Below are 24,795 nucleotides of genomic sequence, written 5' to 3'. Positions count from 1 at the left end.
AGTAATTGACGTTATAACATAACAATACCAATCGGAGCGCCAAAGCTCAACGAAAATCTAATGCGCCTTCTTAGCTCAGCTTGAGAAATCAGGCAGCGCTATTGGACGAACCACTAAGCCAGCACGCTGCCCTACTGGCAAATTAGTATTCGGAAACACGATGGCATCGCCAGTCGCTTTTATGAGGTAACAGCTGTTAGAGGAACGAGCCAACTCAAACCCAGCAGCAAAGGATGTGAAATTATTAACATCAGCATCGATAGCTAACTCGTAGTCTTCCGCATCTTTAACCAATGCATCCACCACTTCAAAAACCTTCACTTTTTCTGGCGTTTCTTGCTTCACTTCACCTGTTTGCAATAAGCACTGCAAGGCAGTTTGAATTTTCATCAAGCCGGAGAAATCATTTTCTCCGAAAGGTCTGACCTTCCCTAACTCAACGGTTGCGGCTTCGGCCCCATGGCGAGCATAAGAATGATAAGAAAAGGTTGTGGTGGGCTGATGAGAGAGCAGCACCGCATCAATTCCAGCGGCCGCATAAAATCCAAACTGCTCTGCCGAGTAAGAGCGCTCCGCTGGAAATGGGTGCACGACAAACCTTTCATATTGGGAACCACGAATGGCGGTGTGTAAATCGTAGTGGAATTTACCACCTTGCTGATGCCCTTCAAAAAAGGCCTGCACAGCCCGCTCTAACACTTGAGCTCGAGGCACTTCCATACCTGAATACTTTTGCCAAGCACCGCAGAATAAACGATTAAGATTTACATCAAGGAAGCGCTTCTGAGCCACCATGGCTTCAGGGTGACCGAGAATCACCAGTAGACGCACCTGCAAATCAATTGCACCAGAGAGCAATTCTTTGACTAATCCATTGACCATCTCAATGGGGGCGGTTTCGTTGCCATGAATCCCCGCAGACAAAACCAAACTGGCTTTTGGGGGCTGTTTTGGCTCAAATCGAAGTACGCCTACCTCTTCTAGACATGCTGTGGCAGTCGGCAGATCAAATGACATAGGTGCCGCCACGTCTTTATGTGCCAAGGTAAAACCTAAGAAATCATTGTTTGGTATTGCCATAAAATCATCACCTAAAAGCCATCTATCAGGGTTTCATCATAAAACAGATCTCCTCTTCAAGTAGCCTATACTTTTAATTGGGCGACACGGTTACGCAAACTTCTGTCGCATTTGAGAAAGTCTTGTAAATTACGGTCTCCAATCAGTGACCAACCCTTCCCTAAGGTTTAATTAATCGTTACCCTTTTGCCTTTACCCTCAAAAGCCAGTAAATCATGTCCAGTTCCGAAGAAATCATCACTTTAGTAGATCGACAAAACCAAGTTATCGGCGACGTCCTAAGAAGCAAAATGGACTTTGGTAAAGACATCCATCGGGTAACCTTTATCTTGGTATTCACTGGCAATGATCGACTCTTGGTGCAAAAGCGCAGTGACACTAAAGCCTTTTGTCCTGGCTTTTACGGCATTACCACTGGTGGTGTGGTGGCAACCGGCGAAAGCTACATGGAGTGCGCTGAACGAGAACTCGAAGAAGAAATTGGCGTTTCCTTACCTTTGACAACCCATGGCATGTTTTTCACGGAAGGAGAAGGTTTTCGTATTTGGGGTAAGGTGTATTCTTGTCAATATGATGCCCAGCGAGATGGCCCACTTACCCTGCAAACGAAAGAAGTCGCTGAAGTGTTAGAGCTGCCGATTGACGATATCTTATCCAACCCAAGCCAACGCCCCTTTACACCAGACTCTTATGACGCTTTACTTCATTATGTCCATAATGATTTAACAACGTCTGCTGATGACCCCATTTAACCTATCTCTATGTCGTACGCTTGTGTTGGCCTTGGGGCTAGCACTTGCCTCCACACTTAGTATTGGCCAAGAGCGCTGGCAATCCGACCAGTACATTACTGACAGTTTTTTGAAAATCGCCCTACAGCGAGAATATCGAGAAACAGCAAACCCAAAATTAATTCGCTGGGAACAGCCCATTAAGCTGTATTTTCAAAGTGAAGCGGGTGATGCCAGTTTTCAAAAAGAATTACTCAGTGTCCATGCCCAGCACCTGTCCTACATCACTGGACTCCCTATCGACTTTACGGACGATGTAAAGCAAGCCAACATCTACACTATTTTCACCCAATACGACCGTATTGAAGATCGCGTCAGACAATACATTGGCGACCCCAACCGAATCCGTGCCGCCTTAGACGAAGCCATTTGCCTAGGTAACTTCTCGATCAATAAACGAGGAGAGATCCTCAGGGGCGCCATCATCATCCCAGTGGACTATGCACGACAAAAAGCACGTTTCCTAGATTGCATCATCGAAGAAATTACGCAGTTAATGGGACTACCAAACGACTCTAATGACGTTTTTCCGTCTGTATTCAACGACGTCAGTGTTGACACTTACCTATCCCCTTTAGACTACCTGTTATTAAAAACCCTCTATTCCCCTCGGCTGCAAACCAATATGGATGTTCCTCAGGTATTAGCCCGTATGCCAGCGGTGCTGTCCGATCTTCATGCGCAAGGTGAGATCGAGAACGCGACCCAAAACTCCTTACGCTATAGCCTTAAACGCTATCTCGGGGAATAGAAAATAACTCTTAATTTCCTATTTCTTAATCAATATCATAAATTCTGGTTATTCGATCAATTTTTCCGTTCAACTTAGGTAGAATGCACAAAACCAGATAGCTCATCGGAGAAGTTGAATGTTTCCAGAACTTAAGAATGACCGTTTTCTTCGCGCTCTTTTAAAAGAGCCTGTTGATGTCACCCCTGTGTGGATGATGCGCCAAGCGGGTCGCTATCTTCCAGAATACCGAGCAAGCCGAGCGACCGCAGGAGATTTCTTAAGCCTATGTAAAAACGATGCATTCGCCTGTGAAGTAACACTGCAACCTTTAGAGCGTTATGATCTTGATGCTGCCATCCTGTTTTCAGATATCCTAACGGTGCCTGATGCCATGGGTCTTGGACTCTACTTTGAAACAGGCGAAGGACCAAAATTCAAACACACCGTTCGCACTCAGGCAGACGTAGATGCCCTACCTATCGCAACGGTTTCGGATCTTGATTACGTGATGAAGGCGGTAACCACAATCCGCCATGCCCTGAATGGTCGAGTTCCCTTGATTGGCTTTTCAGGTAGCCCTTGGACACTCGCTACTTACATGGTTGAAGGAGGCTCCAGCAAAGACTTCCGTCACATCAAAGGGATGATGTACCAGTCTCCAGAAACACTTCATGCATTACTAAATAAACTTGCTATTTCCGTCACTGACTACCTGAACGGCCAAATCAAAGCGGGCGCCCAAGCAGTTCAAATCTTTGATACTTGGGGCGGAGCCCTCAGTGGCCCTATGTACCAACAGTTCTCGCTGATGTATATGCGCCAAATTATGGATGGTCTCATCCGTGAACACGAAGGCCGCAAGATTCCAGTTATCATGTTTACCAAAAATGGCGGACAATGGCTGGAAAACATGGCCGCTACTGGACCGGACGCACTGGGCTTAGACTGGACCACTGATATGGCTGAAGCCCGTGCTCGTGTAGGCGACAAAGTCGCACTGCAAGGCAACATCGACCCATGTGTCTTATACGGAGATAAAGAGGTTATCGAGCGTGAAGTGGCGCTTGTGCTAGAAGGATATGGCAATGGCTCAGGTCATGTCTTTAACTTAGGCCATGGCATCCACCAGTTTGTGGACCCTGAGCGTCCTAAGTACCTTATTGATGCGGTTCATGAACTAAGCCGCCCTTACCACGAAGAAGTCTTTGAGGATTTGGATTCTTTAAACGACTTGTAAGACGCTCGATTAAGGTCACGATGGCATAGGTGAATGCAATCGTGACCACTTTCTCAGACACATGCGTTCTGCTGAAGACTTCTCTTTTACCCAAATGCCATTGGGTTTACGTTTCACAGCCTCGTACTCGGAATTAAGATAGCAACAGATATGCTCTCGCCCATCTTCTGACACCCAAGACAACCTCCCAAAGGTCACCTCCGGCCCACAGCCCACCAACACCAAGCGCAGCTGCAAAGCTTTATCATCTTCACCGACAACACTAAGGCACTCTAAACATCGAGGAACAGAAAGATGCACTACATGCGCCTGATATTCGGCAGCCAGCTCATTTTTTACCCCTAGCATAAAAGCATCCATCCCTTGCTCAAATGCCATGATGGCTGATTGCTCCATGTCTACCCCCATTCCTGCATAACCCAGTCTAGTTGGAACATTAACTGTAGAACAAATTGAGGCATTTAGTAGCGGGCGGCGGATTTGAATGGTAATTTATACGAAAACAATGCCTTAGATGGAGATAATCTATGAAATTAGTAACAGCAATAGTTAAACCGTTCAAATTGGACGAAGTGCGTGAAGCACTTTCTGAAATTGGTATTAACGGCATCACTGTTACAGAAGTAAAAGGCTTTGGTCGCCAACGTGGCCACACCGAACTTTACCGCGGTGCGGAATACGTGGTGGACTTTTTACCAAAAGTAAAACTTGAGCTAGCAGTGGACGACGATCAAGTAGACCGTGCAATCGAGTCTATCCAAAAAAGCGCCAACACCGGCAAGATCGGTGATGGCAAGATCTTTGTCACAGCGCTAGAACAAGTGATCCGTATTCGTACTGGTGAAACCGGCGCTGATGCCATCTAGTACTGAACACAGTGAAACACCATAAAAAAAGAGGCTTGATAGCCTCTTTTTTTATTGCATAGACATGGTGAATCACAAAGGTATTAGCCTTTATCCGGCACCTTAATTGACAAAGAGCCCAGGTAGCGGTTTTGACGCTTCTCAATAATCCGGAAGATATAGATCACGACGATACTAATGGCCAAATAGATAGCACCCGCCGCCAAAAAGATCTCAATGGGCGTATAAGTACGAGCAATGATGGTACGTGCCATGCCAGTTAAATCTAGCAAAGTAATGGTACTCGCTAAGGCACTCGCCTTCAGCATCAAAATGATTTCGTTACCGTAAGCAGGCAACACAATACCAAAGGCACGAGGCAGCAAGATGCGACGGTACATTTGTGCCTTCGTCATCCCCATCACTTTACAGGCCTCAACCTCCCCTTCTGGAATGGCTTGAATCGCACCACGGAAAATCTCTGCAGTATAAGCAGAAGTATTCAATGTAAAAGCAATAATCGCACACCAGAAAGGCTCCCTTAGCACTGGCCAAAGGAAGCTTTCACGGACGGCTTCAAACTGCGAAGCGCCGTAGTACACCAAGAAGATCTGAACCAACAAAGGCGTACCGCGAAAGAAAAAGATAAAAGCAAAAGGTAACGAGCTAATCCAAGGGTTCTTAGAAATACGCGCTAATGCCACAGGCAAGGCAACAATCGCTCCCAAGACAATCGACAATATCACCAATTCAATCGTCGTCCACGTTCCAATTAGGAGACGTGGGAAGTATTCAATTACAACAGAAAAATCTAATTCCACGACGTTATCCTCTGGTTAGTCCGCGACTTGCGCGCTTCTCAAGGTAGGACACCACCACCATGGAGATAATGGTTAGACCTAAGTACATAAACGCCGCCACAAGGTAAAACAAGAAAGGCTCTTTGGTGTTACCCACCGCCACATTTGCCTTACGCATAATGTCTTCAAGACCTACCACTGACACCAAGGCCGTGTCTTTCAGCAAGACAAGGAATAAGTTACCGATTCCTGGCAAAGCCACACGCCAGACCTGTGGCAGGATGATCCGAAAAAACTTACGTTTTGCGGGCATGCCTAATGCGATAGCCGCTTCATGCTGGCCTTTAGGAATGGCCTGCAATGCCCCACGAAACACTTCGGTTGCATAGGCGCCAAAGGTTAAACCCAGTGCCGTCACACCCGCCGCAAAAGGGCCTATCTCAATGTATTCGTCATAACCAAATAGGCTGGCTACCGACATTAATACGGTGGTTGCACCGAAATAAATAATTAACACTGTCAACAATTCAGGGACACCACGAATCACCGTGGTATAAAAGTTCGCAATCCACTGTAACGGACGAACATTTGACAGTTTCGCTGAAGCACCGAGCAAGCCAAGAATCAATCCCACGACTAATGAGCACAATGCTAGCTGTATCGTGACTGCGGCTCCGAGAAGAAGCTGGTCACCAAAACCGTGAAGATCCAACATACAGATATTCTCAATGAGTAAATGTACGAAGCACCGCCAAAGGCGGCACTTCGCTTAATCGCATCTTAATAGATGGAGAATGGGAAGTACTTAGCGTTGATCTTTTCGTAAGTACCATCGGCTAAGATCTCAGCCAAAGCCGCGTTGAACTTGTCTTTCAAGTCATCGCCTTTACGAACAGCAATGCCGATTTCATCTTCTTTCTTGAAGGAGTCACCTTTGAACTCGAACTTGCCGCCGTTACCAGAGGTTTTCAACCAATCGTAAGTAGGTAGCTCATCAGAAAGCACGATGTCCAAACGACCTGACACTAGATCAAGGTAAACACTGTCTTGAGTATCGTAGAACTTAAGAGTGGATTTACCTGTGTAGTTATCTTCCAAGTACTGTGCAGCAAGGGTAGCACGCTGTGCACCGATCACTTTGCCATCTAGGTTTTCTAGGTCAAAGCTTTTACCCTTTGGCGCAAGAAAACGTAGGCCGCCAGAGTAATACTTATCAGAGAAGTCTACCTGCTTTAGGCGCTCTTCAGTGATAGACATAGAAGCGATGATGGCATCGAATTTACGCACTTTAAGACCTGGGATTAAACCATCCCAATCCTGAGTCACTACTTGACACTCAACGTCCATTTTTTCACAAAGCGCCCAAGCGATGTCTACGTCAAAGCCTTGTGGCTTACCGTTGTCATCGATGTAGTTGAATGGTGCCCATGCACCCTCTGTTGCAATTTTAATGCTATCAGCCGCTTGAGCAGAGAAAGACGATACGGCTGCGCTAAGTAGAACTGCTGACCCTAAGGCAATTTTCTTCAATTTCATTCTTGGACCCTTTTGTAAGATTGATAGTTTTTATATTACTTGCGATCTTGCAGAGATAACCTCTGTCGTGCCGCAAGCACAACGCGACGCAGTTAAAATACCGATGATATAAAGGCTTTACAGCGCTCGGAATCTGGCGAACCAAAAACCTTGTCTGGCGTACCTTTTTCCTCCACCAAACCTTGGTGCAGGAATACCACTTCACTGGATACTTCTCGTGCGAAATTCATTTCATGAGTCACGATCAACATGGTGCGGCCTTCATCCGCCAAACCACGCATCACCCCCAACACCTCCCCAACTAACTCAGGGTCAAGTGCCGACGTTGGCTCATCAAATAATAAGACCTGTGGATCCATGGCTAACGTACGCGCAATCGCCACACGCTGCTGCCCACCGGAAAGTTGGTTCGGATACATATGCTTTTTATCTGCAATACCCACCTTGTTTAGTAGATACTCTGCGTACTCCAACACCTCTTGTTTAGGGCGCTTTAGTACATGCAGAGGACCTTCCATGACATTCTGAAGAATCGTCATGTGTGGCCACAGATTAAAGCTCTGAAACACGAAGCCAATTTTTTGACGCATACGCGTCAGTTGCTTCATATCGGATGCGTATAAATCACACTCACCGGGCTTCAAATTTAACGCTTCACCGTTAAATAAAATTTCGCCTCGGGTCGGATTCTCAAGCAGATTGATACAACGTAGGAATGTACTCTTCCCCGAGCCACTCGAGCCAAGGATAGAAATGACATCCCCGTCTCTCGCCTCTAAGGAGATCCCCTTTAATACTTCATGATCCCCAAAGGTTTTATGAATATCCCTTAGTTCTAAAGCAGGGCCTTTTGACATGTATTATTACCTTCATTTTGGTGACTCTGTCAGCGTCAAGGATAGGCTCAATAAAGCTCAGAGCTTACGCTTTCGTTTCTCAAGGTTCAGGTAGAACGATTCAAAAATCACGCCAACCACAATCCTCTATATTGTAAAACTATTTTCGCCAAAGTTGTCTCTTTTTCTTATCCAAACGGACAGGATCAACGGATTTTTTCGCTAACGCCTTACGCTCATCCCTAGGAGTCACATCGAAAAAGCCCTTATAAGTGGTACTAAAATGGGGTGCTGAGGTAAAACCACACTCTTGCCCCACCTCCAAAATCGATTTATCCGTCTGAGTAATCAGTTGCTTGGCATGATTTAAACGCAATTCCAAATAATAGCGCGATGGCACCGTATTCAAATTTTGCTTAAACAATCTTTCCAAATGGCGACGGGACACGCCCACATGGAAAGCAATGTCATCCGAAGAAAGTGGCTCTCGGATATTCGCTTCCATAAGCTGTACCGCCTCAACCAACTTAGGTTGTCCTGTTCCAATGCGAGCCTGCAACGGAATCCGCTGGGGGTCTTCATTTGTACGAATACGCTCACACACAAACTGCTCAGAGATGTTGCTCGCCAAGGACATACCGTGTTGTTTGCCAATCAAAAACAACATCATATCCATAGCTGCACTGCCTCCACTGCAGGTATATCGATCCCGATCTACTTCAAACAAATGATTAGACACAATCACTTGCGGAAATGCGTCACGCAGATTGGAAATATTCCACCAATGGATCGTTGCCCTGTAGCCATCTAACAAACCCGCTCGGGCCAACACATGACTTCCCGTACAGATGCCGCCTAGCTCAATGCCTCTTTTTGAGCAAGATGTCAGCCAAGCGTCTAAACTGGAATCATCAACTTGCGCAACCGGTGATGCACCACAAATAAAAATACCGTCTAAATCAGATGGCGCTTCGTGAGTGAGGTAATCAGTCATGGTAACAACGCCAGAATTCGAAAGTACTTCTTTCGTTTTTTGTCCGATCGTGCAAAAACGATATAACTCCTTGCCTGTGACCCAATTGGCCATATGTAAAGTTTCTATTGCGGAAGAAAATCCCAGCATAGAAAACTGTGGCATGAGTAAAAAACCATACTTTTGTGCTTTTTTGCTCGCTTGCATGATTTCACGTGATGCAAATTCCGACTTGTACAATTTATTATCCTGCGATAAGCCCATTAAAAAGAGGTTTATATCGTTTAGAATGAATAACAGAGGCTTTTAAGAGTGACATCAAGCTTTTTTTTAGGCGATGGACGCCTACCTAAAATGAAATGTCGCTATTTGAAAAGTATCTATCTATTCATCACCTATAGTTTTCATAATAATCGATTACACGGTGTTGGGTAGCTTTTTCTTACAACAATAACGATAACTCCAATAAGCACCATTCACTCATGAGGATGAGTAAACATGACGAATACAAAAAAAAGTGAATTGATTGCCCGGATTGAAGCAGAAATAAAGGGGAACTTTAGCCCTGCTGATTCACAAGGCCCGATTAAGCTGACAAACCAATATTTTGAAGACCTGCTGCTCGAGGACATGGAGCAGGATTCGATTGATAACCTATACGGCACAATCATTTGCCTATGGGACTTCGTACAACAGCGCTCGCCGAAAACACCTAAAGTGCGCGTCTACAATCCAAACTACGAAGAACACAGCTGGCAGTCCACCCACACGGTTATCGAAATTCTAACCGACGACATGCCGTTTTTAGTATCTTCTTTCAATATGGCATTGGTTCGTCTTGGCCATACCATTCACTTTACTGCGCATCCTATTGTTAATGTTGAGCGCAGTGCAAAAGGCGAACTAAAAGCCATCGGCTCTCAATCAGCCAAATCAAACACTGAGGCTTTGATTCGCTTCGAGATCGACCGTATTTCCGATTTATCCAAAATGGATGCCATCAAGGACGCCTTGATCGACACCATGGGTGATGTAAAACACTGTGTCGAAGACTGGCCAACCATGAAGGCACGTCTTGCTGATATTATTAAAGACTCAGAAAGTGTTGCTCACCTTAAAGACGATGAGACTCATGCAGAGAACTTAGCTTTCTTGCGCTGGGTTGAGAGTGATCACTTCACTTTTGTAGGCTTCCGTGCCTATGACCTTGTACAAGAAAATGGCGAGACCCACCTGAAGTTCCAAGAAGACTCAGGCTTAGGTACTTTCCGTAAAACCAAGAAATCCAAATATGACATCGTGTTAAACGAGCGCTTGTCGGCCCTAGCCTACGATCGTGACAATGCACTGGTGTTGACCAAGTCCACCGCCATTTCGACGGTTCACCGCCCTGTTCATCTAGATTACTTAGGCGTTAAACGCTTCGATAAAAAAGGCAATGTGATTGGTGAATGGCGCTTCTTCGGCCTTTACTCATCCGCGGCCTACGTAGCACGCCTACAAGACATCCCACTACTGCGTAAAAAACTCGCGGTGATTATAGATCGTGCAAACGTGGACCCTTACGGCCATAAAGGCAAAACACTTAAGCATATTCTTAACAGCTACCCTCGTGACGAAATGCTTCAAGCGCCAGTGGATGAATTGTTCCACGCCATTGAAGGCATCCTAGCCATTCAAGAGCGTCGTCAATTACGTGTCTTCTTACGCAAAGACATTTACGGTCGCTTCCTTAACGCCTTGGTCTATGTGCCTCGTGATCGTTACAACACAGAATTGCGTATTCGCATGCAGGACATCCTTATGTCCGCGTGTAATGGCACCAGCTCTGAATTTAACGTGCAGTTCTCCCAGCAGGTACTGGCTCGAGTAAACTTCACCATTCAAATCGCTGACCCAGAAAACAGCCCCGCACCGGACGTTGATGACATCCAACGTAAGATGCAGGACGCCATGTTGTCTTGGGACGACAAACTACTGAGCGCGTTACACACCAGCCAAGGTGAGGAAAACGGCAACAAGCTGTACACTGAATACGCTCCGTACTTACCAGCAGCCTACCGAGAGGACTTCTCACCGAACTCAGCTGTTTTAGACATTGAGCGTTTGAATGATTTGGTTGGCGAAGGCGACATTTCAACGCACCTTTACCGCCAAGTAGGTCAATCTAAAAACCATTACTTCTTCAAGGTATACGGCGCAGGTACCACCCTAGTGTTATCTGACGTGCTGCCAATCCTTGAGTGCATGGGGCTGCGTGTGCTTGAAGCTCGTCCATACGAGCTAGACCAAAACGGTGACGGCACCGCAAATACTTGGGTCGTAGAGTTTGCAATCAGTGTTAACCCAAGCGTAAACCTTGAGAAGAAAGCGTACCGCGAAGACTTCCAAGATGCCTTCAACCAAGTATTCCGCCGTCGTGTGGAAAACGACCGTTTTAACGCCTTGGTGTTGGACGCATCTCTGACTTGGCGTCAAGTAACCATGTTGCGAGCGATCACTAAGTACTTGGTGCAATTACAAGTACCCTTCTCCTTGCAATACATGCAACAAACCCTTGAGAAAAACGCTCCGATTGCTCGTCTATTAGTACAATTGTTTGAGCAACGCTTCGACCCTGCTCAAGAGGCCAAACGTGACGAGAAAGTTGAAAAACTGCTAGAGAAAATCAACGCTGCGTTCGATCAAGTAGCCAATCTAGACGAAGATCGTATCTTGAAACATTACTTGTCTGTGATTCAGGCAATGCTTCGTACTAACTTCTATCAGGCATCTGAAGAAGGTAGCGAAAAAGACTACGTATCGTTCAAATTGGACCCAACCCAAATCCCAGCCGTACCACTACCTCGTCCGAAATTCGAAATCTTCGTTTACGCGCCATGGGTAGAAGGCGTTCACATGCGCGGTGGCAAGGTTGCCCGTGGTGGATTGCGCTGGTCAGACCGTATGGAAGACTTCCGTACCGAAGTCTTGGGGCTTGTGAAAGCTCAGATGGTTAAGAATGCCGTCATCGTACCAGCCGGTGCGAAAGGTGGTTTCGTAGCAAAACAACTGAAGAAAAACGCATCCCGTGAAGAGGTGCAAGCGGAAGTGGTACGTTGTTACACCACCTTCATTTCTGGTTTGCTAGACATTACGGACAACCTAAAACAAAGCGAGCTGATTCCACCACAGTCAGTGCTTCGTTATGACGAAGACGACCCATACTTGGTTGTTGCTGCAGACAAAGGCACCGCAACTTTCTCTGACTTAGCAAACAGTATTTCTGAAAAATACGGTTTCTGGCTAGGAGATGCCTTTGCATCAGGTGGTTCGAACGGTTACGACCATAAGAAAATGGGCATTACCGCCCGTGGTGCTTGGGAATCTGTAAAACGCCAATTCAAAGAAATCGGCGTGGACTGTCAAACCACAGACTTTACCGCTGTGGGTATCGGTGACATGGCCGGTGACGTATTTGGTAACGGCATGCTGTTATCCAAACACATTCGCCTAGTGGCGGCCTTTAACCACATGCACATCTTTATTGACCCGACCCCAGATGCAGCATCGTCCTTTGAAGAACGTCAGCGTCTGTTTGATCTACCTCGTTCGTCTTGGGAAGATTACAACAAAGAGCTGATCTCTAAAGGCGGCGGCATCTTCAGCCGTACCAGCAAGTCTATTCCAATCAATGCTGATATCCGTAAGGCTTTAGGCATTGAAGGCAACGCCAAATCTATGGCACCAACGGAGCTGATCTCTCACATTTTGAAAGCACCGGTAGACCTGCTTTGGAACGGTGGTATTGGTACTTATGCCAAAGCAGAGTCCGAGTCCCATGCAGACGTTGGTGACAGCGGCAACAACGCCTTACGCGTCAATGGCAACGAGCTACGCTGCAAGATCATTGGTGAAGGGGGTAACCTTGGCTTCACTCAAAAAGGTCGTATTGAGTTCGCTCAAAACGGCGGCCTAGTGAGCACAGATGCCATCGATAACTCCGCTGGTGTGGACAGCTCCGACCATGAAGTAAACATCAAAATCCTGCTGAACCGTATTGTCGAAAACGGCGACATGACAGAAAAGCAGCGTAACAAGCTGTTGGCAGAAATGACCGATGAAGTGGGCGACCTAGTCTTACGCCACAACACTGGCCAGAGCCATGTCTTGTCTCTCGCAAACTCCCAGGCTCCTGAGCGTCTTGCAGACCATTGGCGTTTGATCTTGTCTCTGGTACGTGAAGGCCGTTTGAACCGTGAAATCGAGTTCTTACCATCGGATGCGCAAATCAAAAAACGCATGAACAAAGGCCAAGGTCTGACCCGCCCAGAGATTTCCGTGTTGCTGGCTTACTCCAAAATCAAGTTGTTTGAGCAACTGGTAGAAGACGGCATTGGCGAAGACGCGGACTTGATCGAGCAGATCAAAGACTACTTCCCTAAACCTTTGGTTAAGCGCTTCTCTGGTCAGATGGTAGAACACCAACTGGTACAAGAAATCGTTGCAGCGCACCTAACGAACAACGTGGGCAACCGCATGGGCCCAACTTTCAGTACTTATGTACAGGAAGAAACCAGCGCATCAGCGTTGAACGTGGTACGTGCCTACATGGCAGCAGAGCAGATCTTTAATGTTTCAGGGCTATGGGACGCTATCAACAGCTTAGATTTCACCGTTGAAAACGCGGTACTAAACAAGCTCTTGATTCGCATCCAAAGCATGCTAGAGCGAGCTACCCTATGGTTGCTTCGTAATACCCGTGAAACCTTGTCTATTCAACGTTTGACGGACACCTACAAGCCAGGTGTTGAGATCATCCGCAATAACCTAGACGCTATTTTAACGGAGCCTAGCAAAGAACATTTGGTCGCCATCAGTGAGAAGCTACAAGCACAAGGCATCCCTACTGAGGTGGCGAGTAACCTTTGCGCCTTGAACTACTTGTTCTACGGCTTAGATATTATCCGCGTTGCGGCTAACACCGAGAAAGAAGTACTCGATGCGGCACAAACCTATTTCGCTCTTGAAATGGATCTAGGCTTACATTGGTTGCGCCAAAGCGTTAACGAATTACCAGCCGATGATATGTGGGAGCGTCGTGCAAAAGCTGGCCTAGGCGACGAAGTAGACAATGCACTACGAACCATCACTCAAGAGGTGATTCAATCGGGTGCAGACATCAATGACGTCGAAAGTAGATTGGCTAATTGGCAGGATCTCAACAGCGATAACATCAAGCATTACCATGCAACCTTCGGAGAAATTAAATCCGAAACAGAGTTATCGATTTCGATGGTGACCGTTGCTATTCGAGAGTTGAGAAATCTGATATAAACCCCAGAGCGGCCCATCTGGGGCCGCTCGACTTTAAGAGGTAAAGAAAGTGACTGAACAAGTAACGAGAGCAACATTTGATGAAGTAATGTTTCCAAACTATGCACCTGCGGCCATTATCCCTGTGCGTGGTGAGGGCTCTCGCTTGTGGGATCAGGAAGGTAAAGAGTACATCGACTTTGCGGGCGGCATCGCCGTCACTGCACTGGGGCACTCGCACCCAACTTTGGTTGACACAATGCGTGAGCAAGCTGGAAAACTTTGGCATCTATCAAACGTAATGACCAATGAGCCAGCGCTTCGACTAGCAAAAAAACTGACAGAAAAGACCTTCGCGGATCGCGTGTTCTTTGCAAACAGTGGCGCCGAGGCAAACGAAGCTGCATTCAAATTAGTACGACGTTACGCGTTCGATCACTACGGTCCAGAAAAGCATGAGATTATCGCGTTTAATCAATCTTTCCATGGCCGTACCTTGTTCACGGTTTCTGTCGGCGGACAAGCGAAATACAAAGAAGGCTTTGAACCAACACCTGGTGGTATCAAGCACTGTGCTTATAACGATATTGAAGGCCTTAAAGCCCTAATGTCTGACAAGACCTGTGCGGTAGTGATGGAACCCATCCAAGGTGAAGGCGGTATCATCCCGGCAGACAAAGAGTTCGCCAAACAAGTACGTGAGTTGTGTGATCAATTCAATGCTTTGCTTGTGTACGATGAAGTCCAGTCTGGTGTTGGCCGTACGGGCACCTTGTACGCTTACGAACAAGTGGGCGTAACACCTGACATTTTGACCACAGCAAAAGCACTGGGTAATGGCTTCCCTGTGGGCGCTATGATCGCCACAGAAGACGTGGCAAAGAGCTTTGCATTTGGCACCCATGGTAGCACCTACGGTGGCAACCCAATGGCTGCTGCCATTGCTGAAGCTGTGATCGATATCGTCGACACACCAGAAGTTCTGGATGGCGTAAAAGCTCGTCACCAGATGTTCGTCGATGAACTCAATGCCATTAACGCGAAATACGACGTCTTCAAAGACATTCGTGGTATGGGCTTATTGATCGGTGCTGAAGTGAAAGATGAGCTTGCGGGTCACGCAAAAGACTTTTTGGCCAATGCAGCAAGTGAAGGTTTGCTTTGCCTAGTTGCCGGTCCAAACGTTGTGCGTTTCACACCCTCTTTGATCATCCCTGAAGCTGACGTCAAAGAAGGTTTGGCTCGTTTTGAACGAGCGGTTGCCAAAACCGTGGCTGCACAAAAAAGCGCCTAAATCTCTGATCTAACCACAAAGCCGCGACAGCCCTGCTGATCGCGGCTTTTTTTTGGGTCTCACCCCTACATCCTTCAGTGTTATCCATATATTTTCGGAATCCTTTGCTTTGTTTCGTTGTCCAAGGCGGCGTGCTGGTTTAAGCTCTATTGTCAGTAATGCTCCAGCCAAATCAATTACTTAAAAACCCTCACTCACCTACTGAAAAATAGAGAGATAAACTGTGTTTTTATCCTTTTTTCCAAAACCTAAACTGTTCTTTTTAACCTTTGTGCTCTGGGCGCTCGCCACCGTCATTGCTTGGTACGCCATCGGTGACGACTTGGGACAAACCCTAAGCCTTGGACAATTATTTGGTATCGACTTCCCTGCTGTCCTAGGGGAAGGTGCCGATGCTGCGGCCCAAACGGCTTATCAAGACGCATACAGTTTCGCCAGTGATGTCTGGCTGTACCAATACATGTTCGTTTGCTATGCCTTATTTGTTGCCGGCTGGATGCTTTACGGTGGACAAAAATGGGCCAAATGGTCGGTCTTGGGCTCCGCATTGATCGTGTTTATCACCTGGTTTCAGGTACAAGTCAGCGTCATGATCAACGAATGGTATGGTAGTTTTTACGACCTCATTCAAAAGGCCCTCACGGCTCCTAACACCATCACCTTGTCAGAGTTTTATGGCCAGCTTCTCACCTTTGCCACCATTGCTTTGGTAGCCATTACCGTTGCCGTATTCAACCATTTTTTTGTCAGCCATTACGTCTTCCGCTGGCGTACAGCAATGAACAATTACTACACCAACATTTGGCCTCAAGTACGCCATATTGAAGGTGCCTCTCAGCGTATTCAAGAAGACACCATGCGCTTTGCCAGCATCATGGAAAGCCTTGGCGTTCGCTTCTTAAATGCCATCATGACGCTCTTAGCGTTCTTACCGGTATTGTGGGGCTTATCTGGCTATGTGACCGAGCTGCCTTTGATTGGTGAAGTTTCCCAGGCATTGGTATTCGTCGCCATTCTTTGGTCTATCGTAGGTACTGTGTTGCTGGCCGTCGCAGGTATCAAGCTACCCGGTCTTGAGTTTAAAAATCAGAAGGTCGAAGCCGCTTACCGAAAAGAGTTGGTTTACGGGGAAGACTATGAAGATCGCGCTGAACCAGTAAAACTGGTGGAGCTGTTTGATAATGTTCGTAAAAACTACTTCCGCTTGTACTTCCACTACCTGTATTTCAACGTGGTACGTTACGGCTACTTGCAAGCGGGGGTTCTAGTGCCCCTTATCGCATTGGGCCCTTACATCGTGGCTGGAGCGTTCACTTTAGGTGTGATGCAACGTATCTCTAACGCTTTCAACCAAGTGGAGAACTCGTTTCAGTTCTTGGTCAATTCATGGACCACCATCGTAGAGTTGCTCTCTATTTATAAACGTCTTAAAGCTTTTGAGGCCGCTATCGGCAATGCTTCTCTACCGAAAGAAGATCTAAACGAAGCACAATAAGCCCCACGATACAAAAGCAAAGTACTCGGGAATTTTGGCAAAATTCTCAACGAGATCTCCGAGTGCTTTGTTTTTTCCGACTCAAGCCAATGCTATGATTGTCACATCAATTATTTGCCCGCTGCCCCTTACAACGTCACGCAGCAGGACTGGAGACCACACATGAAAAAAGTATTTATCGACGGCGAAACTGGTACAACGGGTTTACAAGTACGTGAGCGCCTTGTTAACCACACAGGCATTGAGATTATCAGCATTGATCCAGCTAAAAAGCGCGATGTTGAAGAAAAGCGCCGCCTTATGAAAGAAGCCGACGTGACAGTACTGTGCCTGCCCGATGATGCAGCGGTTGACAGTGTTGCCCTAGCAAAACAAGAAGGTTGCCGTATTTTGGATGCCAGCTCAGTACACCGTGTGGCCGAAGGCTGGGTCTATGGCCTAGCTGAGCTTGACCCTAGCCAACGTGGTGCGATCAAGGATGCACAGTTTGTCTCTAACCCAGGCTGCTATCCAACGGGCATTATCCTGCTGTTGAAACCTTTGGTAGAGCAAGGCCTGTTATCGGCAGACGATCACTATGCGGTGAATGCCATCTCCGGCTACACAGGTGGCGGCAACAAGCTTATTGACCAGTACGAAAGTAACGCCAATGCGCCGACCTACGCCACTTATGGCCTGAACTTTAAGCACAAGCACTTACCAGAAATTGAAAAATGGTCAGGTCTAGCGCGCACGCCTATCTTCATTCCAAGCGTGGGTAACTTTGCCCAAGGCATGCTGATTTCTATCCCTGTCACCTTGGCCAATGGTAATGCAGAAGCCCTTCATGCTGCATTAACGGCCACTTACGCTGGCGAAGAGTTCGTGACCGTTCATCCATTTAACGAAGTGAACGATCCAAATGCCCCTTTCCTAACACCGCACGGTTTGGAAAATACTAACCAAGTGGAGCTGGCGGTATTTGCCTCTGAAGATGGCAAATCTGCGGTACTGTCCGCCAAACTAGACAACCTAGGTAAAGGTGCTTCCGGCGCTGCCGTTCAAAACCTAAACCTAATGTTAGGCTTCGACGAACACCTAGCCGTCGTACTTTAATCCCGTTAAGGGATACAAAAAGCCCGCCAAGAGACATCTTGGCGGGCTTTTTGTTGCTGTCAGTTTCCGCTAAATCATGGTCTATCTATGGCGATTCGCTTAGCTTTGATAGCATTTTTACGCACACCAATATCTGGTGCAATGCTAAACAGATCGCCATTTAACCCCGTTAATTGGCGGGGAACATGGGTGGCTTTAGCCATCTCAGCATTGGCAGCCATGTGTTCAGGTTCCCCGTGAGTCGGTATCGCCACTTGTGGGCGTACCCAGTCATACATCTGCCCCAATTCATCTCGGTAAGGGTGCCCACTCACATGAATTGGCTGCTCTGTATCATGGGTTTGCAAAGTCCTAATGCCTTGGGCTTTAAATGCCGTGACCAGGCGCTCAATGGCCATTTCGTTACCCGGTATGGTCATGGCGCTGAAAAGTACCAAATCTCCTTTATCCAAAGACAAATCAAAGCAGTTGTCTCTGGCCAATCGGTTTAGCATGGCTCTCGGTTCACCTTGGCTTCCGGTAGCAACGGCGATTACTTCTCCTCGAGGTAAGTAGCCTAAATGAGCGCTCTCCATCACCGGCAAGCCTTCGGGCCAGTAACCAGCCACTCGGGCGGCGCTCACCATATTTTGTAAGGATCGTCCAATAAAGGCCACATAACGTCCTGTCTCTTTTGCCACCCGGGCAATGGACACTAATCTGGCGATATTACTGCTGAAGCAGCCCACCACCACTCGTCCAGTCTCATGTCGAATCGTTTCTAACAAGGCATCATAACAAGCCTGCTCCGACACCGAATGCCCATCACGTAACGCATTGGTAGAGTCACATACCATGGCGCTGATGTTACGGCGACGCAACGTTGATAGGGTTGTAGGCGTAAAACGATTGCCAATCACAGGCGTATGGTCAATTTTCCAATCACCCGTATGAAAGACCTTACCTACTGGGGTTTCGATGGTTAACGCACTGGGCTCAGGGATGGAGTGGGTTAATGTGATCCATTGCAATTGAAAAGGCCCCACTCTAAATTGCGAATCCATGGGGAGTTCATGGATCTCTACCCGTTCTAGTAATCCCACTTGGGCAAGTTTGCGACGCAAGATCTCAGCAGTAAATGGGGTAGCATAAACAGGGGCTTGAAGCCGCTTCCATAAGAAAGGTAAAGCCCCAATATGATCTTCGTGGGCATGGGTAATAACAATCCCCGCCAATCGATGGCGTTGTGTGGCGATAAAAGAAGGATCTGCACTGACAAGCTCATAGGTGGTATGGCTGTCTGGGGTAAGAGGCTCGTTGAATGACACCCCACAATCCACCATTAACCACTGTCCGTCATGACCATAAAGATTCATATTCATACCTATTTCTCCGGTTCCACCCAAGGGCAAAAACCACAGGTCATTTTGTGACGGAATCAACTGCTCCACAAATCTCTCCTCTTCGTTTCAGGGTCACCATTCTACGGGATTAAAAATGATTCAAATTCATAGTTACTATGCTTTGATATAACTCCTACTCATGTTAAATTTCTATTTACTCAATGCGTGCTCATTTTCTGATCTAAAGCACTCTTTCTATTTTAGCCAAAAAGGAACATCCAATGCTCGGCATCACCGTTTGGGGTTTGGCTCTTGGGCAAGCACTGCTCGTAACAGGGAACATCTTACTTGTATCTGTGACAGCGCTTATTGGTCAAAGTTTGGCCCCGACTTTTGCCATGGCCACTTTACCTGTCGCACTACAGTTTTTAGGTTTAATGGGCGTCACCCTACCGGCGGCCCTATTCATGGCATGGCTGGGCCGAAAAAAGGGCTTTCTAGCGGGTAATATTATCGGTGTCAGTGGTGCGCTAATGGCGTATATGGGGGTGGAACAAGGCAATTTCATGTTGTTTTGCTGTGCGACCTTCTTACTTGGTATGGCCATAGGGATCGGTCAGCAGTATCGATTCGCTGCCACTGAGAACGCCCCTAAAGCGAAAGCCCCTCAAGCCATCAGCTTAATTATGGGAGCGGGTGTAGTGGCTGCAGTTTTGGGCCCCAATATGGCTATTTGGTTTGAAAACTGGTCAGAAGAAACTCGTTACCTGGGCGCATTTGCCGCTTTGATCGTGTTATACGCGTTCAATACTGTGCTGGTGGCCTGCTTACCCCTTAACCCTCCTACCAAAGCCGAATTAGAAGGCACGCCACGACCTTATATGGCACTATTACGTCAACCTTCATTAATGAGCGCCATTGTGGCGGGTTCAATCGGTTATGGGGTTATGGTATTGGTCATGACGGCCACCCCTCTTGCGATGCAGGCCTGCGGTTTTGACTTTGGCAGCACCGCCACCGTGATTCAATGGCACGTTTTAGGAATGTTTTTACCTTCCTTTATTACTGGACGTTTGATCGTGCGCTACGGCGCTTACAGCATTATTCAATTAGGCTGCATACTGTTATTGGGCTGTGTCCTACTGAACCAACTAGGAGAGACCTATTGGCATTTCTTTAGCGCATTAGTGTTGCTTGGAGTGGGATGGAACTTTACCTTTATCGGTGCCACAACCTTATTAACTAAGACCTACCGCCCAGAAGACAAAGCACGAGTCCAAGGCCTAAACGACCTGATCGTGTTCAGCTGCGCAGCCACTGCAAGCATTCTGGCAGGCTATTGGCAGTCGATCTTTGGCTGGGAAGTATTGAACTTGCTGATGATCCCTGCAATCTTTTTCGCCATGTTTACTTTAATGTCCAGTCGCAAGCGTGCTGTGATCGTGGTTGAAAAGACTCCCCCTCTTGCCTAGTTTCAAAGATATTTGACTCTGTCGCAAAATCCCCGACAATGAAGTCCAACATTCATATAATTGTTAGGACTTCATTTATGGGTATTTTCTCAAGCCTATCGAAAATCTTTTCTGGCTCCCCTAGCTCTGCTTCTACGCCTGCAGCAGATCCCATTGAATACAATGGCTTCACCATACTGCCAACACCGCAGTCAGACCAAGGCCAATACCGAGTATGTGCTCAAATCACCAAAGGAGCGGGAGAGGATGTCAAAACACATCACTTTATCCGCTCTGACTTAGTGGCTAACAAAGACGAATGTGTCGAACTTACCATTCGTAAAGCGAAATTAACCATCGACCAGATGGGCGATCAAATCTTCTAAGTCTGAAGGAAATAAAACTGCCCATGCTTCAATGGCAACTTGAGCACTCCAGAGACGATCATTTAGGGCCTTTATTTGTCGCCCATACCTATCGCTTTAAAGGGCCTGCTACGTCCGTAGTAACAACTCTGATTGAGCATTTGAAAAATCCTGACAGCCATCAAGCCATACTGTATTTGCATGGTTACACGGATTATTTTTTTCAGCATGATTTGGCGGAGCATGTGGCAGCACAAGGCAAGCGTTTCTTTGCTTTGGATTTACAAGGGTACGGGCGCTCTATCCGCCCAAACACGCCTCCTAATTGGTGTGAGAGCATGGAGCAATACCACGATGACATCACCATAGCGTTGGCAGAAATGGCCAATAAGGGCGTCTCTGAAGTGGTCATCATGGCACACTCTACCGGCGGCTTGATTGCCTCAAGTTTCTTAGCAAAAGAATTCGACATGACTCAAGAGCGCAATTTACCCTTCCCTGCGATCAAGGGGCTCATCTTAAACAGCCCATTTTTGGCCCTGCCTTTTCCACCCAAAGTATTAAAACGACTGAGCTGGCCCATTTGGCTAGCAGTCTCGCTGCTGCCGTTTCATTCATTGCGCGCTCAAAAAATCAGCACCTATGCCAAAACATTACACCGCTCTTTTGCGGGTGAATGGGACTATCGTTTGGATTGGAAACCAGCTCAAGGGTTCCCCCTATCCTTCCATTGGCTAAAGCAAATCATCCTCGCGCAAAGGAACCTTCATAAACAACAGATCGAAACCCCAACCTTATTGTGTCATTCTGCGTGCAGCACCCTTAAATCTGAGGACCTTGACTACACACGTCAAGGTGACGGAGTGCTGGATGTAGAAAGCATGAAGCAAGCGGCACAATCCACCTTTGCCAACTTGCAGTTACGCAGTATCAAAGGCGGATTTCATGACCTTTTCTTATCGCCTAAAAACGTTCGCGATGACTATCTTGAGCAGCTAGATCATTGGCTGATAAACAGGGCGTTTAAAGATTAGCTGCCCTGTCCTGCCATGATTTTGTCCAGTAACCGAGTAGGCAACAAGCGCTTCATAATGCCCGCTGCATAAGTGGGCCAGGTAACGTAATAACGGGGCTTGGGGGAGCTGGATTCCAGAGCATGCAGCAACTTATCAACCACAGCACTGGCGGGCAGTGTCCCTTTACCTGCTGGCCCTTCTTTACTCAAACGCTCAATCGCCTCTTGATAACCTTGCTGATGTCGACTGGCCATCATATCAATATTGGCTTGCAATGCTTTCAATGCATTGGCTCTGAAACGACTGGTAATGGGGCCGGGCTCAATCAAAGACACCTGGATAGGCGTATCACGCAGCTCTAAACGCATGGTATCCGTCAGCCCTTCTAAAGCGAATTTACTGGCGTTGTAAGCACCGCGAAACGGGGCCGCCACCAACCCCAACACAGAACTGTTATGCACGATGCGTCCATAACCTTGGGCCAACATGATTTTTACCACCCGCCGAGTGAGGTCATGGGTGCCAAAGAAGTTGATTTCAAATTGCTCCCGCAATACCTCAACCGGAAGATCCTCTACCGCGCCGGGCTGACCATAGGCGCCGTTGTTAAACAGTGCAAACAGCTCCCCTCCGGTAATCTCTAAAGTCTCTGCCAAACCTGTTTCAATGGAAGCAGAGTCGGCAAGATCCAGCTGCACCACATGTTTAAACCCCTCCGCTTTAAGGCGGGCAACGTCTTCTTGCTTACGGCAGCTGGCAATCACCATATAATTCTTTTGTTGCAGCATTCGAGCCGCTTCTAACCCAATACCACTGCTGCACCCTGTAATCAAAACGGAATATTTCATATACGGTTACTTAGCTCCACGTTCATTCCTGTTATCCACACGTTCCATTAACAAACTGAAACACTATTGTCCCAGAAGCTTGATCTATATCAGAACATTTTTCGTCCAGTAGCCATAAGCTCCGCTTATCAAATTAAAGGAGTGCTTATGAAACTTGCAAACGTCCGTGTTAGCACCAAGCTATGGAGTATTATCGGCCTACTGGTTGCGCTACTTGTCGCTTTTGAAGCGACCGCCTACATCAGTCTATACAAGGAACTGCTACAAACGCGAAAGGCGCAAGTTCAAGAGCAAGTCGAAAACGCCTACTCCCTAATTGCCTATTACGAAAGCCAAAGCGATGAATTGGGCGAAGCTGAGGCAAAAGCACAGGCCAGTGCTGCCATAAGTGCATTACGCTATGGCGATAACAACTATTTTTGGATCAACGACTATCAACAAAAGCTGGTCATGCATCCTCTCAAACCCCAGCTTAACGGCAAAGACCTGACCAATGCCACCGATGCGAACGGTCAGTTCCATTGGCAGGCAATGGTGAATGTGGTCAAACAGCAGGGTGAAGGGTTCGTGGAATACGCTTACAAAGGGCCTCAAGTCGATCAGCCAGAAGACAAGGTATCCTTTGTAAAAGGTTTCGAGAAATGGGGATGGATTGTCGGCTCTGGTGTTTTCTACACAGATGTGAAAACGCTATTTTGGGCTGACGTAAAACGCTCAGCGGCCATTGAAACAATATTAGTGTTGCTTGCCCTAGTGATTAGCAGCTTTGTGGTACGCAGCATTGTAAGACCACTGGCTCAAGTGACTCAACACTTAGAAACCATCGCTACCGGAGACATGACCCAATCTCTAACCCTTAATCGACAGGACGAATTAGGCATTTTAGCTAAATCCGCGAATCAAGTGTCCAGCTCGTTGGGACACACATTAAGCCAAGTCGCCCAAGCCATCGATGAGCTGCAAGCCGTCTCCACCCAGATGCATGCCAATACGAGCGAAACGAAAGCCGGTATGGACACTCAATTCCGCGAGGTGGAAAAACTCGCAGCAGCCATGAACGAAATGTCTTATTCGATCCGTGACGTAGCCACCAATGCCAAAAACACAGCCGATGCGACTGTCGTTGTACAAAACGCCACTCGCAGTTCTTCTACGGACCTAAAAGAGACCAATTACAACATCCAGACCCTCACTCACCATGTGGAAGGGGCCAATCAGGTCATTGTTGAGCTACTGTCTCAGACCAAAGAAATCGACTCAGTGCTTGGGGTCATTGGCGATATCTCTGAACAAACCAATTTATTAGCGCTCAATGCCGCTATTGAGGCCGCACGAGCAGGTGAAATGGGGCGCGGGTTTGCTGTGGTGGCCGATGAAGTACGCTCCCTAGCCAGCCGTACCCAAAGTTCCACCGTGGAAATCAAATCCATTATCGAGAAACTGCAAGCGCAATCTGCAGAGGCGTCCGTATCCATGGCAACCAGCACCGAACAAGCAGAACAAGGGGCACTGCGCATGAAAAACGCCGCAGATAACCTTGAACAGATGTTAAGCCAAGTGGACGACGTATCCGACAGATCCACTCAGATTGCCTCTGCCGCGGAGCAACAGGGTCAAGTAGCAGAAGAGATCAACTCAAACTTGCTAGGCATAAAAAATGTCTCTGAGCGCGTACTGCAAGAATCAGAGCAGGTTGCTCAAGGATCAGACATGATTGCCAACATGGCACTATCCCTTAGAAACCAAATTAACCAGTTTCGTTTTGCATAACAAAAAAGCGGGC

The 24,795-nt window shown here is 47.3% G+C and carries 21 protein-coding genes; 12 read left to right on the top strand and 9 right to left on the bottom strand.

The window, feature by feature from the left end; genetic code table 11:
- Window positions 1–75: 75 nt before the first annotated feature.
- Window positions 76–1,080 carry a succinylglutamate desuccinylase gene (gene astE / locus ACFQ45_RS02200; RefSeq protein WP_377364865.1) on the bottom strand — a complete coding sequence of 335 codons (1,005 nt, stop codon included), beginning with the start codon at window positions 1,078–1,080 and terminating at the stop codon, window positions 76–78.
- Between the two features lie 215 nt (window positions 1,081–1,295).
- On the opposite strand from astE, the gene ACFQ45_RS02195 reads away from it, so the two are divergent.
- From ACFQ45_RS02195 to hemE, 3 genes are all read left to right on the top strand, one after another.
- Window positions 1,296–1,832 carry an NUDIX hydrolase gene (locus ACFQ45_RS02195; RefSeq protein ID WP_377364863.1) on the top strand — a complete coding sequence of 179 codons (537 nt, stop codon included), beginning with the start codon at window positions 1,296–1,298 and terminating at the stop codon, window positions 1,830–1,832.
- Entirely contained in the window at window positions 1,819–2,622 is an 804-nt protein-coding gene (locus tag ACFQ45_RS02190) for a DUF2927 domain-containing protein (RefSeq protein ID WP_377364861.1), read from the top strand. Before ACFQ45_RS02195 ends, ACFQ45_RS02190 begins: the two co-directional genes overlap by 14 nt.
- A gap of 118 nt (window positions 2,623–2,740) precedes the next feature.
- On the top strand, window positions 2,741–3,841 hold the full coding sequence (gene hemE / locus ACFQ45_RS02185; RefSeq protein ID WP_377364860.1) for a uroporphyrinogen decarboxylase: 1,101 nt from the start codon (window positions 2,741–2,743) through the stop codon (window positions 3,839–3,841).
- A 15-nt stretch (window positions 3,842–3,856) separates the two neighbouring features.
- Here the strand turns inward: hemE and ACFQ45_RS02180 are convergent, their stop codons facing one another.
- Window positions 3,857–4,237 (bottom strand): hypothetical protein, encoded by a 381-nt coding sequence (locus ACFQ45_RS02180; protein WP_377364859.1) that lies wholly within the window; start codon window positions 4,235–4,237, stop codon window positions 3,857–3,859.
- Window positions 4,238–4,368: 131 nt separating this feature from the next.
- Between ACFQ45_RS02180 and glnK the strand changes: the two genes are divergently transcribed.
- Entirely contained in the window at window positions 4,369–4,707 is a 339-nt protein-coding gene (gene glnK, locus ACFQ45_RS02175; protein ID WP_115467851.1) for a P-II family nitrogen regulator, read from the top strand.
- Between the two features lie 83 nt (window positions 4,708–4,790).
- Here the strand turns inward: glnK and ACFQ45_RS02170 are convergent, their stop codons facing one another.
- The 5 genes from ACFQ45_RS02170 to ACFQ45_RS02150 all read right to left on the bottom strand — a co-directional run bounded on the left by ACFQ45_RS02170 (window position 4,791) and on the right by ACFQ45_RS02150 (window position 8,945).
- On the bottom strand, window positions 4,791–5,507 hold the full coding sequence (locus ACFQ45_RS02170; protein ID WP_377364857.1) for an ABC transporter permease: 717 nt from the start codon (window positions 5,505–5,507) through the stop codon (window positions 4,791–4,793).
- 4 nt (window positions 5,508–5,511) lie between these two features.
- Window positions 5,512–6,201: an ABC transporter permease gene (locus tag ACFQ45_RS02165; RefSeq protein WP_377364855.1), complete on the bottom strand. Its 690-nt coding sequence runs from the start codon at window positions 6,199–6,201 to the stop codon at window positions 5,512–5,514.
- A 65-nt stretch (window positions 6,202–6,266) separates the two neighbouring features.
- The gene (locus ACFQ45_RS02160; protein WP_377364853.1) at window positions 6,267–7,022 is read right to left on the bottom strand and encodes a transporter substrate-binding domain-containing protein; all 756 of its coding nucleotides are present in this window, start codon (window positions 7,020–7,022) and stop codon (window positions 6,267–6,269) included.
- 92 nt (window positions 7,023–7,114) lie between these two features.
- The gene (locus tag ACFQ45_RS02155; protein ID WP_377364851.1) at window positions 7,115–7,879 is read right to left on the bottom strand and encodes an ABC transporter ATP-binding protein; all 765 of its coding nucleotides are present in this window, start codon (window positions 7,877–7,879) and stop codon (window positions 7,115–7,117) included.
- Window positions 7,880–8,018: 139 nt separating this feature from the next.
- The gene (locus ACFQ45_RS02150; protein ID WP_377365077.1) at window positions 8,019–8,945 is read right to left on the bottom strand and encodes a GlxA family transcriptional regulator; all 927 of its coding nucleotides are present in this window, start codon (window positions 8,943–8,945) and stop codon (window positions 8,019–8,021) included.
- A gap of 384 nt (window positions 8,946–9,329) precedes the next feature.
- Between ACFQ45_RS02150 and ACFQ45_RS02145 the strand changes: the two genes are divergently transcribed.
- From ACFQ45_RS02145 to argC, 4 genes are all read left to right on the top strand, one after another.
- Entirely contained in the window at window positions 9,330–14,147 is a 4,818-nt protein-coding gene (locus ACFQ45_RS02145; RefSeq protein WP_377364849.1) for an NAD-glutamate dehydrogenase, read from the top strand.
- Between the two features lie 49 nt (window positions 14,148–14,196).
- Entirely contained in the window at window positions 14,197–15,420 is a 1,224-nt protein-coding gene (locus tag ACFQ45_RS02140; protein ID WP_377364847.1) for an aspartate aminotransferase family protein, read from the top strand.
- 223 nt (window positions 15,421–15,643) lie between these two features.
- On the top strand, window positions 15,644–16,915 hold the full coding sequence (sbmA, locus tag ACFQ45_RS02135; RefSeq protein ID WP_377364845.1) for a peptide antibiotic transporter SbmA: 1,272 nt from the start codon (window positions 15,644–15,646) through the stop codon (window positions 16,913–16,915).
- 162 nt (window positions 16,916–17,077) lie between these two features.
- Entirely contained in the window at window positions 17,078–18,010 is a 933-nt protein-coding gene (gene argC / locus ACFQ45_RS02130) for an N-acetyl-gamma-glutamyl-phosphate reductase (protein WP_377364843.1), read from the top strand.
- Between the two features lie 74 nt (window positions 18,011–18,084).
- Here argC and ACFQ45_RS02125 read toward each other — a convergent pair whose 3' ends face one another.
- Window positions 18,085–19,371 carry a ribonuclease J gene (locus tag ACFQ45_RS02125; RefSeq protein WP_377364841.1) on the bottom strand — a complete coding sequence of 429 codons (1,287 nt, stop codon included), beginning with the start codon at window positions 19,369–19,371 and terminating at the stop codon, window positions 18,085–18,087.
- Window positions 19,372–19,613: 242 nt separating this feature from the next.
- On the opposite strand from ACFQ45_RS02125, the gene ACFQ45_RS02120 reads away from it, so the two are divergent.
- The 3 genes from ACFQ45_RS02120 to ACFQ45_RS02110 all read left to right on the top strand — a co-directional run bounded on the left by ACFQ45_RS02120 (window position 19,614) and on the right by ACFQ45_RS02110 (window position 22,182).
- Window positions 19,614–20,804 carry an MFS transporter gene (locus ACFQ45_RS02120; protein WP_377364840.1) on the top strand — a complete coding sequence of 397 codons (1,191 nt, stop codon included), beginning with the start codon at window positions 19,614–19,616 and terminating at the stop codon, window positions 20,802–20,804.
- A gap of 77 nt (window positions 20,805–20,881) precedes the next feature.
- Window positions 20,882–21,169 carry an HlyU family transcriptional regulator gene (locus ACFQ45_RS02115; protein ID WP_377364838.1) on the top strand — a complete coding sequence of 96 codons (288 nt, stop codon included), beginning with the start codon at window positions 20,882–20,884 and terminating at the stop codon, window positions 21,167–21,169.
- Between the two features lie 23 nt (window positions 21,170–21,192).
- Complete coding sequence (locus tag ACFQ45_RS02110) at window positions 21,193–22,182, top strand: alpha/beta hydrolase (RefSeq protein ID WP_377364836.1); 990 nt, start codon at window positions 21,193–21,195, stop codon at window positions 22,180–22,182.
- On the opposite strand, the gene ACFQ45_RS02105 is transcribed toward ACFQ45_RS02110, so the two are convergent.
- Entirely contained in the window at window positions 22,179–23,012 is an 834-nt protein-coding gene (locus tag ACFQ45_RS02105; RefSeq protein ID WP_377364834.1) for an SDR family NAD(P)-dependent oxidoreductase, read from the bottom strand. The genes ACFQ45_RS02110 and ACFQ45_RS02105 overlap by 4 nt on opposite strands.
- A 147-nt stretch (window positions 23,013–23,159) precedes the next feature.
- Between ACFQ45_RS02105 and ACFQ45_RS02100 the strand changes: the two genes are divergently transcribed.
- Window positions 23,160–24,782 (top strand): methyl-accepting chemotaxis protein, encoded by a 1,623-nt coding sequence (locus ACFQ45_RS02100; RefSeq protein ID WP_377364832.1) that lies wholly within the window; start codon window positions 23,160–23,162, stop codon window positions 24,780–24,782.
- Window positions 24,783–24,795 lie beyond the last annotated feature (13 nt).

Source organism: Rhodanobacter aciditrophus, assembly GCF_042679525.1.
GTDB lineage: Bacteria > Pseudomonadota > Gammaproteobacteria > Pseudomonadales > Marinomonadaceae > Marinomonas > Marinomonas aciditrophus.
The sequence above is the reverse complement of the archived record's forward strand: the minus strand, read 5'-3'. Positions and strand labels throughout refer to the sequence as shown.